The 18650-nt window shown below is 64.6% G+C and carries 20 protein-coding genes, 1 tRNA gene and 1 pseudogene; 14 read left to right on the forward strand and 8 right to left on the reverse strand.

Annotated features, from left to right (window positions below):
- Positions 1-23: 23 nt before the first annotated feature.
- The 3 genes from NLM33_RS09430 to mgtE form a co-directional block, all read right to left on the reverse strand.
- Complete coding sequence (locus NLM33_RS09430) at positions 24-842, reverse strand: aldo/keto reductase (protein WP_254095801.1); 819 nt, start codon at positions 840-842, stop codon at positions 24-26.
- A 96-nt stretch (positions 843-938) separates the two neighbouring features.
- The gene (locus NLM33_RS09435) at positions 939-1235 is read right to left on the reverse strand and encodes a DNA-binding transcriptional regulator (RefSeq protein WP_254095802.1); all 297 of its coding nucleotides are present in this window, start codon (positions 1233-1235) and stop codon (positions 939-941) included.
- Positions 1236-1298: 63 nt separating this feature from the next.
- Positions 1299-2720, reverse strand: a complete 1422-nt coding sequence (mgtE, locus tag NLM33_RS09440; protein WP_254095803.1) for a magnesium transporter — start codon at positions 2718-2720, stop codon at positions 1299-1301.
- A gap of 82 nt (positions 2721-2802) precedes the next feature.
- Here mgtE and NLM33_RS09445 point away from each other — a divergent pair, with 82 nt between their 5' ends.
- Both NLM33_RS09445 and NLM33_RS09450 read left to right on the forward strand, forming a co-directional pair.
- A complete protein-coding gene (locus NLM33_RS09445; RefSeq protein ID WP_254095804.1) occupies positions 2803-3603 on the forward strand; it encodes a polysaccharide deacetylase family protein in 801 nt (266 codons plus the stop codon).
- 183 nt (positions 3604-3786) lie between these two features.
- Positions 3787-5061 (forward strand): polysaccharide deacetylase family protein, encoded by a 1275-nt coding sequence (locus NLM33_RS09450; protein ID WP_254095805.1) that lies wholly within the window; start codon positions 3787-3789, stop codon positions 5059-5061.
- Positions 5062-5074: 13 nt separating this feature from the next.
- Here the strand turns inward: NLM33_RS09450 and NLM33_RS09455 are convergent, their stop codons facing one another.
- The gene (locus tag NLM33_RS09455) at positions 5075-5449 is read right to left on the reverse strand and encodes a hypothetical protein (protein ID WP_254095806.1); all 375 of its coding nucleotides are present in this window, start codon (positions 5447-5449) and stop codon (positions 5075-5077) included.
- A gap of 342 nt (positions 5450-5791) precedes the next feature.
- Here NLM33_RS09455 and NLM33_RS09460 point away from each other — a divergent pair, with 342 nt between their 5' ends.
- Complete coding sequence (locus NLM33_RS09460; protein WP_254095807.1) at positions 5792-6049, forward strand: hypothetical protein; 258 nt, start codon at positions 5792-5794, stop codon at positions 6047-6049.
- Positions 6042-6170, forward strand: coding sequence for a hypothetical protein (locus NLM33_RS49240; RefSeq protein ID WP_256570522.1), 129 nt, complete (start codon positions 6042-6044; stop codon positions 6168-6170). Before NLM33_RS09460 ends, NLM33_RS49240 begins: the two co-directional genes overlap by 8 nt.
- On the opposite strand, the gene NLM33_RS09465 is transcribed toward NLM33_RS49240, so the two are convergent.
- Entirely contained in the window at positions 6167-7060 is an 894-nt protein-coding gene (locus NLM33_RS09465; protein WP_254105703.1) for a LysR substrate-binding domain-containing protein, read from the reverse strand. The two genes, NLM33_RS49240 and NLM33_RS09465, sit on opposite strands and share 4 nt — an antisense overlap.
- A gap of 108 nt (positions 7061-7168) precedes the next feature.
- On the opposite strand from NLM33_RS09465, the gene NLM33_RS09470 reads away from it, so the two are divergent.
- The 8 genes and pseudogenes from NLM33_RS09470 (at position 7169) to NLM33_RS09500 (ending at position 15868) form a co-directional block, all read left to right on the forward strand.
- Positions 7169-7918, forward strand: coding sequence for an SDR family NAD(P)-dependent oxidoreductase (locus NLM33_RS09470; RefSeq protein WP_254095808.1), 750 nt, complete (start codon positions 7169-7171; stop codon positions 7916-7918).
- A 20-nt stretch (positions 7919-7938) separates the two neighbouring features.
- The gene (locus NLM33_RS09475; protein WP_254095809.1) at positions 7939-8787 is read left to right on the forward strand and encodes a transketolase; all 849 of its coding nucleotides are present in this window, start codon (positions 7939-7941) and stop codon (positions 8785-8787) included.
- Complete coding sequence (locus NLM33_RS09480) at positions 8784-9800, forward strand: transketolase family protein (RefSeq protein WP_254095810.1); 1017 nt, start codon at positions 8784-8786, stop codon at positions 9798-9800. The genes NLM33_RS09475 and NLM33_RS09480 overlap by 4 nt, the downstream gene beginning before the upstream one ends.
- Before the next feature lie 56 nt (positions 9801-9856).
- Positions 9857-10882, forward strand: coding sequence for a TRAP transporter substrate-binding protein (locus NLM33_RS09485; protein ID WP_254095811.1), 1026 nt, complete (start codon positions 9857-9859; stop codon positions 10880-10882).
- Entirely contained in the window at positions 10879-12744 is a 1866-nt protein-coding gene (locus NLM33_RS09490) for a TRAP transporter large permease subunit (protein WP_254095812.1), read from the forward strand. The genes NLM33_RS09485 and NLM33_RS09490 overlap by 4 nt, the downstream gene beginning before the upstream one ends.
- Before the next feature lie 68 nt (positions 12745-12812).
- Positions 12813-14347: pseudogene (locus NLM33_RS09495) on the forward strand (thiamine pyrophosphate-dependent enzyme); the annotation flags it as partial.
- A 6-nt stretch (positions 14348-14353) separates the two neighbouring features.
- The gene (locus NLM33_RS49590) at positions 14354-14827 is read left to right on the forward strand and encodes a transketolase C-terminal domain-containing protein (RefSeq protein WP_371930112.1); all 474 of its coding nucleotides are present in this window, start codon (positions 14354-14356) and stop codon (positions 14825-14827) included.
- A 45-nt stretch (positions 14828-14872) separates the two neighbouring features.
- Positions 14873-15868 (forward strand): D-2-hydroxyacid dehydrogenase, encoded by a 996-nt coding sequence (locus NLM33_RS09500; protein WP_254095813.1) that lies wholly within the window; start codon positions 14873-14875, stop codon positions 15866-15868.
- Positions 15869-15988: 120 nt separating this feature from the next.
- Here the strand turns inward: NLM33_RS09500 and NLM33_RS09505 are convergent.
- Both NLM33_RS09505 and NLM33_RS09510 read right to left on the reverse strand, forming a co-directional pair.
- Positions 15989-16073, reverse strand: a tRNA-Leu gene (locus NLM33_RS09505).
- A gap of 133 nt (positions 16074-16206) precedes the next feature.
- Positions 16207-16449 (reverse strand): FliM/FliN family flagellar motor switch protein, encoded by a 243-nt coding sequence (locus tag NLM33_RS09510; protein ID WP_166819394.1) that lies wholly within the window; start codon positions 16447-16449, stop codon positions 16207-16209.
- 67 nt (positions 16450-16516) lie between these two features.
- Here NLM33_RS09510 and lipB point away from each other — a divergent pair, with 67 nt between their 5' ends.
- Entirely contained in the window at positions 16517-17254 is a 738-nt protein-coding gene (lipB, locus tag NLM33_RS09515) for a lipoyl(octanoyl) transferase LipB (protein WP_254095814.1), read from the forward strand.
- Here the strand turns inward: lipB and NLM33_RS09520 are convergent.
- The gene (locus NLM33_RS09520; protein ID WP_254095815.1) at positions 17251-17679 is read right to left on the reverse strand and encodes a 4-oxalocrotonate tautomerase family protein; all 429 of its coding nucleotides are present in this window, start codon (positions 17677-17679) and stop codon (positions 17251-17253) included. The genes lipB and NLM33_RS09520 overlap by 4 nt on opposite strands.
- A 116-nt stretch (positions 17680-17795) precedes the next feature.
- Here NLM33_RS09520 and NLM33_RS09525 point away from each other — a divergent pair, with 116 nt between their 5' ends.
- Entirely contained in the window at positions 17796-18650 is an 855-nt protein-coding gene (locus NLM33_RS09525; RefSeq protein ID WP_254095816.1) for a LysR family transcriptional regulator, read from the forward strand.

Genomic DNA, 18650 nt, shown 5'->3' on the forward strand with positions numbered 1-18650 from the left:
CTGTAGCATATGGGCGCGGCGCCTCAATCCCATTTCGGCGCGAAGCCGAAATCGGTCAGCCGGCCCTTGGCATGGGCGAGCGCGGCAATCTGGCTCATCTCGTCGCCCGACAATTCGAAGTCGAAGATCTCGATGTTTTCCGACAGCCGTTCGATACGCGAGGTGCGCGGGATCGCGACCACGTTCTGCTGCACCAGCCAGCGCAGGCAGATTTGCGCGGCCGTCTTGCGATGGACCCGGCCGATCCTGGCCAGCGTTTCGTCGCTCTTGATGCGGCCCTTGGCGATCGGGCTGTAGGCGACGAGCGCAAGGCCGTGCTGCTCGCAGGCCGCCCTCACCTTGGCCTGGTCGAGATAGGGATGATACTCGACCTGGTCGCAGACCAGCGGCTCCGGACACGCGGCGACCGCCTCTTCGATCAGCGCCACCGTGAAGTTGGAGACGCCGATATGCCGCGTCAGCCCGAGCCGTCTGGCATGCGCCAGCGCGCCGAGCGTCTCGCTCAGCGGCACGTGCGGATTGGGCCAATGCAGCAGCAACAGATCGACCGACGGCTGGCGCAGCCTGACCAGGCTCTCCTTGACCGAGCGCTCGAGATCGTGAGGCGCGAAATGATTGGTCCAGACCTTCGTGGTGATGAAGACATCGTCGCGGCGCACACCTGAGGCGCGAACACCGTCGCCGACCTCGCGCTCATTGTCGTAGACCTGCGCGGTGTCGATATGGCGGTATCCGAGCCGCAGCGCCTGCTCGACCACGCGGGCGCAGGTCCGGCCGCTCAGCTCCCAGGTCCCGAGTCCGAGAGCTGGAATGTTTGCACCATTGGCCTCGACGAACAGCATGAGGAATCCTCTCCTCGCCCGCCCCGGTCGCATTATGGACCCCACGCACGCGGCTGCCAACCGAGGCCGCCGGCATTGTCGTCAGGCTTGTCGTTGTCAGGCTTTGGCGAGCGCCTGGAAGACCGTGTCGGGCGCATGCGCGATCACCGCGAGCAACGCTCGTGCGGGTCCGCGCGGCGCGCGCTTGCCCTGCTCCCAGTTGCGGATGGTCTCGACGGGCACGCCGAGTTTTGCGGCGAATTCCATCTGGGTGAGACAGGCGCGGCGGCGCAGGTCGCGCACTTCGAGCGGGCCGGCTTCGCTCGGCGCAGCCGCGCCTTGCAGCGGAAGCTCCTGCCCGTCCCGCAATTCGACGATCCGTCCGTCCGCTTTCAGCCGCAACCGCATGTTCATCCCCAAGCGGAGCGATCATGATCGAGGTGGCTTAAGTTCGGATTAATGATAACGCGATGGCAGCTATTTCAGCCCGAACCACAAGGTCGCAATGCCGAGGAAGGAGAAGAAGCCGACGACGTCGGTCACCGTCGTGACGAAGGTGCCGGAGGCGACCGCGGGATCGGCCCGCACCCGCTCGAGCCCCATCGGGATCAGAATGCCGCCGAGCGCGCCGGCGACGAGGTTGCAGATGATCGCAAGCCCGATGACGATGCCGAGGCCCGGGATCCTGAACCAGGCCACTGCAGCAATGCCGGTGATCACCGCAAAGGCGAGGCCATTGACGAGACCGACGAAAGTCTCGCGCATCACCACGCGCCAGGCATTGGAGGAGCCGAGCTCGCGGGTGGCGAGCGCCCGCACCGCGACCGTCATGGTCTGGGTCGCCGCGTTGCCGCCCTGGCTCGCCACGATCGGCGCCAGCACAGCGAGCGCCACCATCTTTTCGAGCTGCCCCTCGAACAGGCCAAGCACGGAAGACGCAAGGAACGCGGTGGCGAGATTGACCAGCAGCCAGTTGAAGCGGGCGCGCGCAATGGTCAGCACGCTGTCGGACAGTTCTTCGTCGCTGGTGACGCCGCCGAGCGCCTTGAGGTCCTCGTCCGCCTCCTCCTCGATGACGTCGACGACGTCGTCGACGGTGACGACGCCGACCAGGCGATCCTGGGTATCGACGACGGGAGCGGCAACCAGATTGTACTTGCCGAACATGCGCGCCACCTCCTCCTGGTCCTCCAGGACGGAGACGCGGCGGCGATCCTCGTCGCAGAGGTCGGCGAGCGGCACCGGGCGGCGGGCGCGCAAGAGCACGTCGAGCGGAACGGCGCCCTGCCAGTGCTGGTCCTTGTCGACGACGTAGATCTCGTAGAAGCGGTCCGGCAGATCGGGCGTCTCGCGCATGTAGTCGATCGCCTGGCCCACGGTGAAATCCTGGGGCACCGCGATGAACTCGGTCTGCATCCGCCGGCCGGCGGAGTTTTCCGGATAAAGCAGGCTGCGCTCGAGCGCGACGCGCTCGGGCAGCGGCAGCTTCTCGAGGATCTCCTCCTGATCCGCCTCATCGAGCGTCTCGAGCAATTCAACGGCATCGTCGGATTCGAGCTCGCGGACACCCTCGGCGACCGTTTCCGGCGGCAGCTCCTCGAGGATCTCCTCGCGCACGGCCTCGTCGACCTCGTTCAGGGCCGAGAAGTCGAAGTCGCGCCCCGTCAGCTCGACCAGCCGGACGCGGTCGTCGGGCTGGAGGGCCGCAATGAGGTCGCCGAGGTCCGCCTCGTGCAGTTCCGCGACGATGGCCCGCAGCAGCGCGCTGTCGGAGGCTTCGATGGCCCGCGCGATCTCCGCGACGAATTCGTGACGAATTTCGCCATCTTCGTTGCGCATGGGAACGTGGTCGAGGACCGAGGCCTCGGCGGATGCGGCAACGTCCATATGTTCGTCCATGGCGCGCCTCGCCGTTTGACAGGATGGTTCAATTGGTTTGAGCTGAGGCTCAGGCAATAGTCACAGGGCAATCAGAAGCGCAATGACAAAGATGCGTCTGCACCAATGGCCCCTGCAGCTCGCCGCCGCCACCGCGCTGCTTGCCGGCATCACGGCTGCGGACGCGGCCGACTGCCCGCGCGAGGATGCACTCGGCACCGCGCGCGTGCTCAGCGTCGATACCAAGACCTATCCGCGCGTCGGGCTGAAGAGCTTTCCGCAGACCTTGCCGCTCGCCGATCACGAGGTTGTGCTGACATTCGATGACGGGCCCCGGCCGCCGCACACGCAGAAGGTGCTGGCGGCGCTCGCGCATGAATGCGTGCGCGCCACCTTCTTCCTGGTCGGCCAGTCATCGGCCGAATCTCCGGCACTGGTCAAACGGATCGCCGCCGAAGGCCATACGGTGGCGCATCACAGCTGGTCGCATCCGATGTCGTCGAAGATCTCTTTCGAGCACGCCAAGGAAGACATCGATCGCGGCATCGCGGCCGACGAGATGGCGCTGCATGGCGTCTCGACCACGACGCCCTCGACCCCTTTCTTCCGTTTCCCCTATTTCGACTCGACGCCCGCAACCCTCGATTTCCTGCAATCACGCGGGATCGCCGTGTTCGGGGCAGACCTGTGGGCCAGCGACTGGGAAGACATCACCCCGGAGCAGGAACTGAAGAAGGTCACAGAGCGGCTCGAGGCCGCCAAGAAGGGGATCATCCTGTTTCACGACGCGCAGGCGCGAACCGCGGCCATGATGCCCGCCTTCCTGCGATACCTGCACGATAACGGCTATCACATCGTTCACATTGTTCCCGCAGCGACGCAAAAGAGCGTCAATGCGCATTGATGCCGGAATGTCACGGCAGCCCAAAATGGGCTGATTGCGGACCAATTAAGCCTCCGTTCATGCTAGGCCGTGCAAAAATGGACTAGGAACGGCGCTTGAACCGTTTCGGACAGGCTTCGACCAATGTTCGGGCGTAGCATGGATGTTCAGTCGCGGATCGCGTACGAGGGCAGACGGAGAGCAATGATCGGTCGTAGAGTTTCCTGCCGGACGCGGTCCTGGATCGTCTGCCTCGGATTTTTGACCGCCGGCCCCGCCGCTGCGCTCGCGGCCGACTGTCCCGGCCATCCCGACGCGCTCGGCACCTCGCGCACGATCGTGGTCGATCCCCGCGAGCATCCCCGCATCGGCACGATGCAGTATCGCGAAACGCTGCCGCTCAGGGATCACGAGGTGGTCCTGACCTTCGACGACGGGCCGCTGCCGAAATATTCGAACCAGGTGCTCCAGATCCTGGCCAATGAGTGCATCAAGGCGACCTTCTTCACCATCGGCAAGCAGGCCCAGGCCAATCCCGAAGGCGTGCGCAAGCTGGTCGCGGCCGGCCATACCGTCGGCACGCACAGCTACAGCCATCCGCTGACCTTCGAGAAGATGCCGATCGAGAAGGCGCAGGCCGAGATCGACGGCGGCATCCAGTGGACCTCGGCGGCGATGACCGATCCGTCTGCGCTGGCGCCCTTCTTCCGTATTCCCGGACTGCTGCGTGCCCAGGGCGTCGAGAACCTGCTCGCCTCGCGCGGCATCCAACTCTGGAGCGCCGATTTCCCGGCCGACGACTGGCGGCACGTCTCGCCCGAGCGCGTCTATCAGCTTGCCATCCAGCGGCTGGAGGCCAAGGGCAAAGGCATTCTGCTGCTGCACGACATCCAGCCGCGCACCGTCGCGGCGCTGCCCAAGATCCTCCGTGAGCTGAAGGCACGGGGCTATCGCATCGTGAATGTGGTGCCGGCGACCGCCGACCGGCCGGCGACGCCGACCGAGCTGGTCGAATGGCTGCTGCATCCGCCGAGCGAGAACGTGGCCGCGGTGCGCTGGCCGAGGATTCCGAGCTTCGTCTTCACACGGAGCGAAACGCTGCGGGCCCCGCTGCTGTCGGACCTGAATGCCGAGCTGCCGCGCCAAGTGGCCTCGTCGCATTGGGGCGTCGCGAAGGCCGGCGCGGAGAGCCTGGCCGTTCCGAGCCGGGACCTTTTCGAGATCAAGGAAGGTTCGCTCGAGGTCCTGATGGCCACAGCGGCGTCGCGCCATGTCGCGACAAGGCTGGCGCGGGCCACCACAGCCGATGCGGTCTCCTCAGGGAATGCAAAGGGTCGCGGCCAGGCTGCAGCGGTCGCCGCGCATGGTGGCAAGCATGGGCAGACCACACACGCTACGGCCAAGCGCACGGCGCGGAACGCCAACGCAAGCGCGGCGCGCCCGACCAAGCTCGCGAGCCTGAAGAAGCGGCAGCAGTAGCCTTACGAGCTGCCTACTGCCGCACGATGGCGGCGACGCAGAGCAGCACGATCAGCGCCAGGAAGAACAGGTCCATATAGGACTTGAGCTCGCCGTCGCGGCGCAGCCGCGCCACATCGGTCACGATCTGCTTGCGCGCATTGGTTCCACCGCTGCCGTCATTGATCGGCGCCTGCAGGCGCCGCGTCTCGCCTTCCAGCTTCTCGATCTTCTGGTAAAAATAGAATGCGCGCAGCGTCGAGGCCGCGCGCATGCCGGCGTAGACCAGCACCAGAATCGCGAGGATTGCGCGGTTCGGATACTTCTCCATGAAGTTCAGGCTGAAATAGACCATCGCCAGGAACGCGAAGTTGGTCACAAAGCGGTAGACGAAGCTTAGAAAGACCATGCTGGCTCCAGCGAAGGGCGGTGCGATCGCACGACGTTGCGAATTGCTGAGATGTTGGAGGCAAGCCGGAACGGCCGGCCTGGAATGCTGTCGGTGCTGGTCTACGCCAACATTGTGCAGCCAAGATTAAGAGTGCCCGCGCGGCGCAGGCCGGGAATCGACCGGGTGGCCGGACGCGCGCGTGCGCCTTTTAGCTGCGCTTGGCCATAATGCAAGAGAGCGCAGGCGGCCTGCCGCGACGTCGCGGACGGCGGCGGCCGCACCGGCTCAATGGAGATTCAGCAGAAGTCGCGTTACACTGCGTTAGTCACCAGGCTTTGCCAGCCGATGTGGGGTCTGCCGATGCCGAAGAAGGGAATCACGGGCCACGACGAATGGGTGCTCACCGAGGCGCTGGCAACCGCGCTGGTCGCGCTGGAGCAGCTCGCGCCGAAGCACCAGCCGCGCGCGCATATGGACGACATCCGCAAGTTGCTCGCCAACGGCAATGAGCCGGCCGCCGTCAGCCTGCATCTCGCCCAGGCCAAATGCCGCCTGTTCCCCGACACCGATCCGCTCGAGATCTACCGGGAATACGGGATCGGCGAAGAATATGGCTGAGCGGAGCCTGAAGGCCCGTGAGGACGCCCACGTCCTGGAAAACTGGGAAATAAGAGGGGTGGTGCGCTCGGAAGCGCCATCGCATTTGCTGCTGTTTCAAGGACTTGCGAAGATCACCTAACGTTTCTGACCGGTTTCCACCAAACCCAATTCCTTTGTGATCCATCGCGTAAAGGTGCGGACTGAGCGCCGATGCTTGGCCTGCGGCGGACAGACGAGATAGTGCTCGACATAGGACGGATCGTTCGCACGGCCTGCCAGCGGAGCCACCAATCTTCCGCTTGCAAGTTCGCGCTCGGCAAATCGTGTCGATTCAAGGGTCACGCCGAGACCATCGACGGCCGCGGCAATCGCCATGAAGCTGCGATCGAACCGAAACCCGCCCGGGCCCGGCGCCGAGAGACCGTTTGTCGCGAACCAGGCATTCCAGCGGACACGCTTTTGCTCGCTTTCGATCAGCGGGAGCTTGAGCAGGTCAGCGGGTTCGCGGATGGCACCGGCAAGCGAGGGGGCGCACATTGGACGTATGATTTCCTCGCCGAGCGGCAGGACAACCATGCCTTCCTGGCGCGGCGGTCCGTAACAAATATCGACGTCGAACTCGTCGTTGCGGAAATGGGGATAGTCCGTTCCTGCGGCCAGCCTCACCTCCAGCTCGGGATGCTTCTCGATCAGTCCGCGCAGCCGGGGCATCAGCCATTGCGCCGCAAGACTCGGCGCACAATGAACCCGCAAGAGGTTGGAGGAGCGTGCGCTGGCAACCTCAAGCCCGTTCCTCAGCTCGTCAAAGGCACCGGACACGCGCCGCAACAGTTCCTCGCCGGCCTGATTGACCAGCATTCTGCGTCCGGCACGCTCGAACAGCGTCGTCCCGATCTGCTCTTCAAAGTCCCGGATCGCGTGGCTGACCGCGCTCGGCGTCAGCCCGAGCTCGCCCGCAGCCGCGCGGAACGATCCCGTGCGTGCGGCCGCCTCGAAAACCCGGAGAGCCCGAAGGGGTAGCGGAGCCATGCGATAGGTGAGCACGATTCAACTATCAGTGCAAATTTCGCGTATATTCGTACTATCTGGCCTCAACCATAGTCCCCTCCAATCGAAACAAGATTTCTCGGAGGGAATATGCTTCTGGCGGGCAAAACCGCGATCATTTCCGGCGCGGCTGGCGCGCGTGGCATTGGCTTCGCAACTGCAAAAACATTCGCCGCCCAGGGTGCGCGGGTCGCGATCCTCGATCTCGACGGCGCCGGCGCAGCAAGGGCAGCCGCCGAACTCGGCAAGGAGCATCTCGGTCTTCCCTGCAACGTCACCGACAAGGCTGACTGCGAGCGTGCAGCGTCCGAGGTAATCGCGGCCTTCGGCCAGGTCGACATCCTCATCAACAATGCCGGCATCACCCAGCCCGTGAAGGTCTGGGACATCACCGCCGAGGATTGGGACCGCATCCAGGACGTCAATCTGCGCGGCGTGCTCTATCTCTCGCAGGCGCTGATGCCGCACATGCGTGCGCGCAAGGCGGGCGCGATCGCCTGCATGTCGTCAGTCTCCGCGCAGCGCGGCGGCGGCATTCTCGGCGGTGCGCATTATTCGGCCGCCAAGGCCGGCGTGCTCGGCCTCGCCAAGGCGATGGCGCGCGAGCTCGGCCCCGACAACATCCGCGTCAATTGCGTCACACCCGGGCTGATCGTCACCGACATCAACATCGGCAAGATCCCGCCCGAGAAGGAGAAGGAGATTCTCGCGGGCATTCCGCTGAGCCGCCTCGGCCGGCCGCAGGACGTTGCGAACATCTTCCTGTTCCTGGCCTCCGATCTGTCGGCCTACACGACCGGCGCCGTGATCGACGTGAATGGCGGCATGCACATCCACTGATGATAGCCAAGGGACGAGCCATGGCCGGCACCAACCTGCGAACCAATGAACCCGCGCTGGCGGAACGCGCCTACCGCATCCGCCGCAATGCGCTTCGCATGGGTGAAGTTCAGGGCCAGGGCTACATCGCCCAGGCCCTCGACATCGCCGACGTGCTGGCCGTCGCCTACTTCCATGCGATGCGATACCGCCCGGAAGAACCGACCTGGGAGGGGCGCGACCGCTTCCTGCTGTCGAACGGCCACTACGCCATCGCGCTCTATGCCGCGTTGATCGAGGCAGGAATTATTCCGGAAGCGGAGCTCGAGACCTACGGGTTCGACGACAGCCGGCTTCCGATGTCCGGAATGGCCTCCTACACGCCGGGCATGGAGATGTCGGGAGGATCGCTGGGGCTTGGCCTGAGCATCGCTGTCGGCATGTGCCTGGGTTTGAAGCGCAAGGGCTCCGACAGCCGCGTCTACACGCTGTTCTCCGACGGCGAGCTCGACGAGGGCTCCAAGTGGGAAGCCATGATGTCCGCGGCGCACTACGGGCTCGACAATCTCATTGCGGTTGTCGACGTCAATAATCAGCAGGCCGATGGGCCTTCCAAGCAGATGATGGGTTTCGAGCCGCTTGCCGACAAGGTGCGCGCATTCGGCTGGTTCGTGCAGCGCATCGACGGCAATGATCTCGATGCCGTGGTTGCCGCCTTCGATGCCGCCGAAAAGCATGAAGGCGCAAGGCCGCGCATGATCATCGCGGACACGATGATGGGCAAGGGCGTGCCGTTCCTGGAGGCCCGCGAGCGCAATCACTTCATGCGCGTCGATCAGCACGAGTGGCAGCTCGCGCTGCAGGCTCTTGAAGACGGGAGGCACGCATGAAGGCGACCAGCACAACGACGGCGGCCTCGGCCGCCAAGCCGCGCCTCACCACCTCGGCCATGATCGCTTCGATCGCTGCCGAAGGGCAGCGGACCAAGCCGGCGCCGTTCGGCAATGCGCTCGTCGAGCTCGCGCGCGAACGCCATGACATCGTCGGCATGACCGCCGATCTCGGCAAATATACCGACCTCCACGTGTTCGCGAAGGAGTTTCCCGACCGCTACTATCAAATGGGGATGGCCGAGCAGCTCTTGTTCGGCGCCGCCTCCGGCATCGCCGCGGAGGGTTTCACCCCGTTCGTCACGACCTATGCGGTCTTTGCGGCCCGCCGCGCCTACGACTTCATCCACCAGACGATCGCGGAGGAGGATCGCAACGTCAAGATTGCATGCGCCCTGCCCGGTCTCACGTCAGGTTACGGACCGAGCCACCAGGCGGCGGAAGATCTGGCGCTGTTCCGCGCCATGCCGAACATGACCGTGATCGACCCCTGCGACGCCTGCGAAATCGAGCAGGTCGTGCCGGCAATGGCGGACCATCATGGTCCGGTCTATATGCGCCTCTTGCGCGGACAGGTGCCGCTCGTGCTCGACGAGTACGGCTACAAGTTCGAGCTGGGCAAAGCCAAGCTGCTGCGCGACGGCGCCGACGTGCTGTTCGTGACCTCGGGACTGCTGACCATGCGCGCGCTCGAGGCCGCCAAGCAGCTCGAAGCCGACAAGATCCAGGCGGCCGTTCTGCATGTGCCGACCATCAAGCCGCTCGACACGGAAACGATCGTGGAGGCATGCCGCAAGCCCGGACGCCTCGTCGTCGTCGCCGAAAACCACACCGTGATCGGAGGACTGGGAGAGGCCGTGGCTTCCGCGCTGATGCGTGCGCGGGTCCATCCCCTCTTCCACCAGATCGGCCTGCCCGACGAGTTCCTCGCGGCAGGCGCGCTACCGACATTGCACGATCGCTACGGCATCTCGACGCAGGCGATATGCAGTGCCGTCAAGAGTTGGCGGTGAAAACACCGCCTTCCAAGACACTACAACAATAAAGACACAGACACAGGGAGAACGAGATGACCAAGGTATCCAAGACGGGCCTGAGCCGACGCGTCGTGCTGGCTGCGGGCGCATCCATTCCGCTCGTATCAATTCTCTCGCGCCGCGGTGACGCGGCCGAGTTCACCCTCAAATTCGCCACCGGCCAGGATCCGTCGCATCCGGTCAACAAGCGCGCGCGCGAGGCGATCGACCGTATCAAGGAAGCAACGAGCGGGCGTGTCGAGATCAACCTGTTTCCGGCGAACCAGCTCGGCTCCGATACTGACCTCCTGGGCCAGATCCGAAACGGGGCAGTCGACTATCTGAACATCGGCTCCTCTGTTCTCGCGACGCTCGTGCCGACCGTCGGCATCGTCAACACGGGCTTCGCCTTCACCTCCTATGACGAGGTCTGGAAGGCGATGGACGGAGATCTCGGAAAGTTCGTCAAGAGCGAGATCGAGAACGTCGGCGTCCTTCAGATCGGCAAATCCTGGGACAACGGATTCCGTCAGCTCACCTCGTCCACGCGCGAGATCAAGACCCCGGACGATCTCAAGGGCTTCAAGATGCGCGTGCCGGCCGCCCCCATCCTGACCGGCCTGTTCCAGGCGCTCGGCGCCGGCCCGACGCCGATCAACTTCAATGAGGTCTATTCGGCGCTCCAGACCAAGGTCGTCGAAGGCCAGGAGAATCCGCTCGCCATCATCGCGACGGCGAAGCTCTACGAAGTGCAGAAATATTGCAGCCTCACCAGCCATGTCTGGGACGCCTACATCATCCTCGGCAACCGCCGTTCCTTCCAGCGCCTGCCGGCCGACGCCCAGGAGATCGTCACGCGCGAATTGAACAAGGCTGCCGACGCCGAGCGCGCCGATATTGCCGGGCTTTCGAAGTCGCTGCGCGACGAGCTCTCGGGCAAGGGCTTGCAGTTCGTCGAGGTCGACAAGGCCACGTTCCGGACCGCGCTAGGCAAGACCAGCTTCTACAAGGATTGGCGTACCAAGTTCGGCGAAAAGGGCTGGACGCTGCTCGAACAAGCCGTAGGCCAGCTCGCATGAGCGCCGAGCCGCTGTCGGGAGAGCTGGTGGCGCCCGCACTGGGCGTCGCCGCACCGCTCGATCGGCTGCTCGCGCTCGTCACCGAGCCGCTGGCAGCCGTCGTGGTCGTCGCCGAGGTCCTGGTCCTGCTCACGGGCGTCATCTCACGCTTCGTTTTCAACCATCCCCTGACCTGGTCGGACGAACTCGCCTCCATCATGTTCCTGTGGCTGGCGATGCTCGGCGCGGCAATCGCGCAGCGGCGCGGTCAGCACATGCGCATGACGGCGCTTGTCGGCAAGTGCTCGGGCTCGCTACGCGGCTTGCTCGAGGCGGTCGGCGCGGCGGCGCCCGCGCTGTTCCTGCTGCTCATTCTCGGCCCGGCCTACAATTTCACCGAAGACCAGACCTTCGTTCATACGCCGGCACTCGGCCTCAATGACGCCTTTCGGGCAGCCGCCCTGCCGGTCGGCGTCGTGCTCATGCTGGCAGCGAGCCTGGTCCGCTGCGCCGATCGCGGCTGGCGCGACCTCATCCTCGCCATTGTCGTCATCGCCGCGCTGGGCGGCGCACTGCATGTACTCGGCCCGTGGATCAAGTCGATCGGCAACTGGAATCTCGTCATCTTCTTTGCGGTCCTGCTCGGGCTCGGCGTGCTCGCCGGCGTGCCGATCGCGTTCTGCTTCGGGCTGTCGACCGTCTCCTATCTCCTGTTGACCACGACCACGCCGCTCGAAGTGATTCCGGGCCGCATCGACGAGGGCGTCAGTTCATTGATCCTGCTGGCGGTGCCTCTGTTCATCCTGCTCGGCTACCTCATCGTCATGACGCGCATGTCGACCGCCATGGTGAATTTCCTGGCTGCGCTGGTCGGTCATATCGAGGGCGGCCTCTCGTATGTGCTGCTCGGCGCAATGCTGCTGGTCTCGGGCATTTCCGGCGCCAAGACGGCCGACATGGCGGCGGTGGCTCCGGTGCTCTTTCCGGACATGAAGAAGCGCGGCATCCACGACGGCGAGCTCGTATCGCTGCTGGCGGCGTCAGGCGCGATGGCCGAGACGATCCCGCCGTCAATCGTGCTCATCATCATCGGCTCGGTGACGGGCGTCTCGATCGCGGCCCTGTTCACCGGCGGTATCATGCCCGGCATTGTGCTGGCACTGGCGCTGGCCCTGATCGCGCGGCGGCGCATGGTGGAGCGCAAGGGGGTGGAACGCGGGACAACGAGCCCAACCACGATCGGCCGCACCTTTGTCATCGCTGCGCCAGCCCTGATGCTGCCAATCATCATCCGCGTTGCCGTGATGGAAGGCGTGGCGACCGCGACCGAGGTCGCCACGATCGGCATTGCCTATGCGATCGTGATCGGAATCCTCGTCTATCGCTCCTTCAACTGGCGCGAGCTCTATCCGGCGCTTGTCGGCACCGCGACGCTTGCGGGCACCATCCTGTTCATCATTGGCGCAGCGACCTGCATGTCCTGGGCATTGACGCAATCGAACTTCTCGCACGCGCTTGCTGCTGCGCTAGCGCAGGCTCCCGGTGGCAAGTATGGCTTCCTGGTCGGCTCCATCGTGCTGTTCATCGTGCTCGGCAGCGTGCTCGAGGGCATCCCGGCAATGGTGCTGTTCGGGCCCCTGCTCTTTCCGGTCGCCAAGCAGCTCGGCGTGCATGAGGTGCACTATGCGATGGTCGTCATCCTCGCCATGGGCATCGGCCTGTTCGCACCGCCCTTCGGGCTCGGTTACTACGCTGCATGCTCGATCGGCCAGGTGGACCCCAATGCAGGCCTGAAGCGCATCTGGAGTTATCTGGCGGCACTGGTGGTCGGACTGCTCGTCGTAGCCTTCGTTCCCTGGATCTCCACCGGTTTTCTCCCGTAACGCGCCGGACGCGGGCCCGAGTGCTGCGGCGCAGGCCCGGTTACGCCGCATGAAGATGGTGCTTGCCTATGTCAGATGAAGCCTCCGTGATCTCCGCCTCTGCCTTTCCATCGGGCGAGGTCGGCAAGCGTCAGGCCGACGCGATCCGTTTTCTGGCCGTGGATGCGATTCTGAGCGCCGGCGAAGGCCATCAGGGTGTTCCGCTCGGCATGGCGGAGATTGCGACCGCGCTCTTCACGCGCCACCTGAAATTCAATCCGAAGGATCCGCTCTGGCCCGATCGCGACCGTTTCGTCGTCTCGAACGGCCACGGATCGATGCTGCTCTATGCGCTGCTCCATTTGACGGGTTACGAGAAGATTTCGCTTCCTCAGGTGAAGTCTTTCCGCGAACTGGGCTCGCACTGCGCCGGGCATCCCGAATACGATCCTGCCGCCGGCATCGAGACGACGACCGGTCCGCTCGGCCAGGGCATCGCGAATGCGCTGGGCATGGCAATTGCGGAAGCGCGGTTGCGGGCACGTTTCGGGGCCGAAATCATCAACCACATGACCTACGCCTTCGTCGGCGACGGCTGCCTGCAGGAAGGGGTGGGCCAGAAGTCATTTCGCTCGCCGGACATTTGCGCCTTGGCCATCTCGTTTTTGTCTGGGACGACAACAGCATCACCGACGACGGCGCGACCTCGCTGAGCATTTCCGAGAACGTGGCCGAACGCTTTCGTGTAGCGGGCTGGCATGTCGCGGAGGTCGATGGACACGACATCGAGGCCGTGAGCGATGCATTCGCGGCGGCAAGAAAGAACGATCGTCCATCGCTGATCGCGTGCCGAACGACGATTGCGAAAGGCATTCGCCGGCTTCAAGGCCAGCGCGGCGGACACAGCGGCAAACTCTTTGCCACCGATCGCGATGACATGGCGGCCTCGCGGGGCTGGCCGGCGGCGCCCTTCACCTTTCCGAACGACATTGCCGCAGCCTGGCTCGACGCGGGAATCCGCGCGCGCGGCGAATATGACGCCTGGCAGCGACGCCTCGCGACGCTGAACGGCGCCGACCGCGCCGCGTTCGAACGCGCTTTCGGCGGAGTCCTTCCCAGCGATTGGCGTGACGTCACGTCGGCTTACAAGGCGCGTTCGATCGCGGAGCAAAAGCCGGCCTATTCCATCGAGACCTCGGGCGACGTTGCAGGTGCGCTCTATGATCTCGTGCCCGACATCATGACCTGCTGCGCAGACCTCGAAGCGCCGACCAACCACAAGCGGCAGCTCCAGGCCTTCACGGCCACCAATACAGGGGGACGCTATGTCCACTGCGGAGTCCGCGAACATGCGATGGGCTCGCTCGCCAACGGCATGGCCGCCCATGGCGGCGTGATCCCGCTGGCCGTGACGTACCTCGCGTTCGCCGATTACGAGCGCCCCGCGATGCGAATGGCGGCCCTCATGGGCCTGCCGGTCAAGTTCATCTTCAGCCATGACTCGATCGGGATCGGCAAGAACGGTCCCACCCATCAGCCGGTCGAGATTTTGGCCTCGTTGCGGGCAATGCCGAACATGCTTGTGCTGCGTCCGGCCGATGCCGCCGAGATGGCCGAATGCTGGGAGATCATGCTCGAGCACACGAGCGGACCCGTGTCCCTTGTGTGCGCCCGCCAACAACTTGACCAACTCAGATCCGACGCATCGACGGACAACCAATCCCGACGCGGCGCCTACGTCCTCGCGGAGGCCGACGGACAGCGCCGTGTCACGCTGCTCGCCACTGGCTCTGAGGTCGCGTTGGCGATGAACGCGCGGACCATCCTGCAAGCGAAAGGCATCCCGACAGCGGTCGTATCCATGCCGTGCTGGGAGCTGTTCGAGCTCCAGGATGCGAGCTATCGCTCTTCGGTTTTGGGGGCTGGCACCGCCCGGGTCGGCAGCGAGGCTGCGATGAAATTCGGTTGGGAGCGTTGGTTGGGCGACAACGGCGCCTTCATCGGAATGACAGGATTTGGCGCGTCAGGTCCTGCCGACGCGCTGTACAAACGCTTCAAAATCACCGCAGATGCGATCGTCGCTGCCGCATTGGCAATTCTCTAATTTGATCGCGTCGCCACCGTCGCAAAACCCCCGGGAGAGCCAACCATGAAGGCCGCCGAACCCGCACGCATCGTATTCCTCGATCGCGACACGATGCCGGCCGATATCAGCCTGCGTCCATTTGCGTTTCCGCATGAACTGGTCGAATTCGGCGCGACCAACCCCGATCAGGTTGCCGAGAGAATTGTGAGCGCCGATATCGTCATCACCAACAAGGCACCGATCCGACGCGCCGAATTGACCGCGGCATCGAAGCTGCGCTTGATCGCGATTGCGGCAACCGGCTCGGACGTCGTCGATATCAAGGCTTGCACGGAGCGCGGCGTCGCCGTCTCCAACATCCGCGGCTACGCCGTCAACACCGTGCCCGAGCACACGTTCGCGCTCATTCTCGCGCTGCGCCGGAGCCTGACAGCCTATCGTGACTCCGTGCGTGCGGGTCGCTGGGCCGAATCCGGACAGTTCTGCTATTTCGACCACCCCATCAATGATCTCTCGGGGGCTACGCTCGGCATCATCGGCGACGGCGCGCTCGGCCGCGCGGTTGCCGACATTGGAAGGGCATTCGGGATGCGCACGCTGTTCTCGTCCTACAAGGGCGTAGCCGGCATGGGCCCCCTCTACACGCCATTCGAGGACGTGCTGCGACAGAGCGATATCATCACCTTGCACGCGCCCTTGATGCCGCAGACGCGCAACATGATTGCAGCGCCCGAATTCGCGCTGATGGAGCGCAAGCCGCTGCTTATCAACACGGCGCGGGGTGGCCTGGTCGACGAGGTCGCGCTGGGCGAGGCGCTTCGCTCGGGCCAGCTCGCCGGTGCGGGCTTTGACGTGGCGACGGTCGAGCCGCCACACGCCGATCATCCGCTGATGCAACTGGTCGACTTACCGAATTTTATCCTGACACCGCACGTTGCCTGGGCCAGCCGTGAAGCTGTCCAATCGCTCACTGATCAGCTCGTCGACAATGTCGAAGGGTATTGGAACGGCACGCCGAGGAACTTGGTGGCTGAGGTGCCCCCGTTGTCTCGCCCATGAGCGGGCGTGATCGACTCGTTGGGGGCCAGGCGAAAGCGCGCGAGACAAAGCACTGATCACTTGCCGCAGCTACGCTCGCTAGGCGCGACGAAAACGCTTTTATATCAATGTCTTATTGGGTGGTGCGCTCGGAGGGACTCGAACCCCCACGGTGTTACCCACTGCCACCTCAAGGCAGCGCGTCTACCAGTTCCGCCACGAGCGCTTTAAGAAACCGGCTTGGGCTCGCGCCGGCCGGATCAACCGGCGCCGATCTAACAAATCCATCAGGGGGGTACAAGCCTGCTGAGGCTGCAAATTCCACAAGCTTCTGAGGAAAGTTTCGCCCCTGCCCGTCCCTAGCGGGTCCCGGGCGAGCGCGGCAGCATCTGCTTGACTTCGACCGCGATCCGATTGCGGTCGACCAGCACGACGCCGCTGGCGACGGGCAGATTATTTGCCAAAACCTTGACCTCGTCGGCCTCGGTTGCGTCCAGTTCGATGATGGCGCCGCGGGAAAGACGTAATACTTGATGGACCGGCATGGTGGTCGTCCCGAGGACGACCATGAGATCCACGGTGACTTTGTCGAGAGTGGGCACGTCAGCACCGCCGCAACTGGAGACTCTGCATTTGCGCCTGTGATGATCACCACGTTATGGTTAGCTAATGGTTAATAGCCCCGAAAATCAGCGCCAAGACCTCGATTTGACACCGTTTTCCGCCTCCTCGGGCCAGCCCGTGGAGTGGCGGATCTCGGACGCCCCGGTGTCCTATCCCGAAGCCGTCGCCGCCATGGAGGCACGGGTTGCGGCGATTGCCGCGGGCGAAGCGCCGGAACTGGTGTGGCTGCTCGAGCACCCCCCGCTTTACACCTCTGGCACCTCCGCCAAGGCGTCCGACCTGCTCGATCCGCGCTTTCCCACCTTTGCCGCGGGGCGCGGCGGGCAACTGACCTATCACGGGCCCGGCCAGCGGGTGACCTATGTGATGCTCGACCTCAAGCGACGACGGCCGGACGTACGGGCCTATGTTGCGAGCCTGGAGGAATGGATTTTACGCACGCTCGATGCCTTCAACGTCCGCGGCGAGCGGCGCGAGGACCGGGTCGGCGTCTGGGTGAAACGGCCGGACAAGGGGCCCGGTCATGAGGACAAGATCGCCGCGATCGGCGTGCGACTGAAGCGCTGGGTGTCGTTCCACGGCATCGCCATCAACGTCGAGCCGGACCTGTCGCATTTTTTGGGGATCGTGCCCTGCGGCGTCGCCGATCCCCGCTATGGCGTCACCTCGCTGGTCGACCTCGGCCACCTCGTCACGATGGCCGATGTCGACGTCGCGCTGCGGCGGGCTTTTGAGGAGCTGTTCGGCCCGACCAAAGCAGTGCTTCCGGAGGCCGTGATTTAGGCGGCGGCGCGGTCCGGCGCGACTTCGAGCTTGCCGGCGATGTAGCGGCGCTCCTGGGTGAGGCCGCCAAAGCCGTAGGCATCGCCCCTCACCTCGTCGACATGCAGATAGGTCTCATGATGCAGGGGCCCGAGAATCTCGGCCATGCGCTTGAACATCGCGGCGAGATAGGCGGCCTTCTCGTCCTTGGTGTTGGTCCCCTCGGAAACATGGATGTCGATCCAGTAGCTCGCGAGCTTCTGCTCGGCGAGCGACTTGCCGCCGGCGAACCAGTCGTTGGCGTCGACCGATTTCACGATGATGGCGGTGACCGTGGGATCCTTGTGCAGGATCTTTGCGGTGAGCTCGGACACGGTGCTCGCGATGTCGGCCTTGAGCGACGGCGACTGGCGGGAGGTCGAATAAGACACAGTAATCAGGGGCATGGTGGTTCTCCTTGGAAAGCTTCGGCGCAGCTACTGCGCGGCGTCCAAGGAAAACTAGACCCGGCCGCATCATTTTGGTATCTTATCTTTGTTGATATCAGTGATAACAATTTGCAATGACAGCAACGCTCGACATCGCCACGGTGCAGGCCTTCCTGCTGGTCGCCGACCTCCAGAGTTTTACGCGCGCGGCTGAGGCGCTCGGAACAACGCAGGCGGCGGTGAGCCTCAAGCTTCAGCGCCTTGAAACGCTGCTTGGAAAGCGCCTCGTCGAGCGCTCGCCGCGCGCGGTGAAGCTGACCGCCGAGGGCGTTGCGTTCCTGCCGCGAGCGCGGGCGCTGATGGACGCCCATGACCGCGCGCTGTCGGGCGAGGCGGAGACGGCGCAACTGTTGTCGCTTGGCATCTCCGACCATGCGGGCGGCTCCGAGCTCGTGCCGCTACTGGAGCGGTTGCATGCAATGTCCTCGACGCTCGCCCTTGCCGTCACCATCGGCTTCTCGCGCGAGATGCTGGACGCTTACGACGCGGGCCGGGTCGATGCGGTGATCGTCCGTCAGGAAGGCAGCCGGCGCGGCGGCGAAAAGCTCGTCGAGGACACATTCGGCTGGTTCGCGTCAAAGCGCTTCACCCTGCCGACAGGCGACGCATTGCCGCTCGCAACCCTGGCACCGCCCTGCGGCGTGCGCGCCATCGCGGTGCGCGCACTGGACAAGGCCGGCATCCCCTGGCGCGAGCGCTTCCTCGGCGGTGGCGTCACCGCGGTCGTCGCCGCTGCGCTTGCCGGCCTCGCCGTCGCGCCGCTGGCACGGCGGATCGCGCCGCCCGGACTCGTCGATATCGGCCCGGTCCACAAGCTGCCGCCGCTCGGCACCTCAAAGGTGATGCTGCACTCGAAGGTCAGCGATCCCACAAGCCTCGCCGCGCTGCGCACGGTGGCGGCGACATTCCGGAGCGTGGCAGGCGCGTAG

Origin of the sequence: Bradyrhizobium sp. CCGUVB1N3, assembly GCF_024199925.1 — a bacterium.
GTDB lineage: Bacteria > Pseudomonadota > Alphaproteobacteria > Rhizobiales > Xanthobacteraceae > Bradyrhizobium.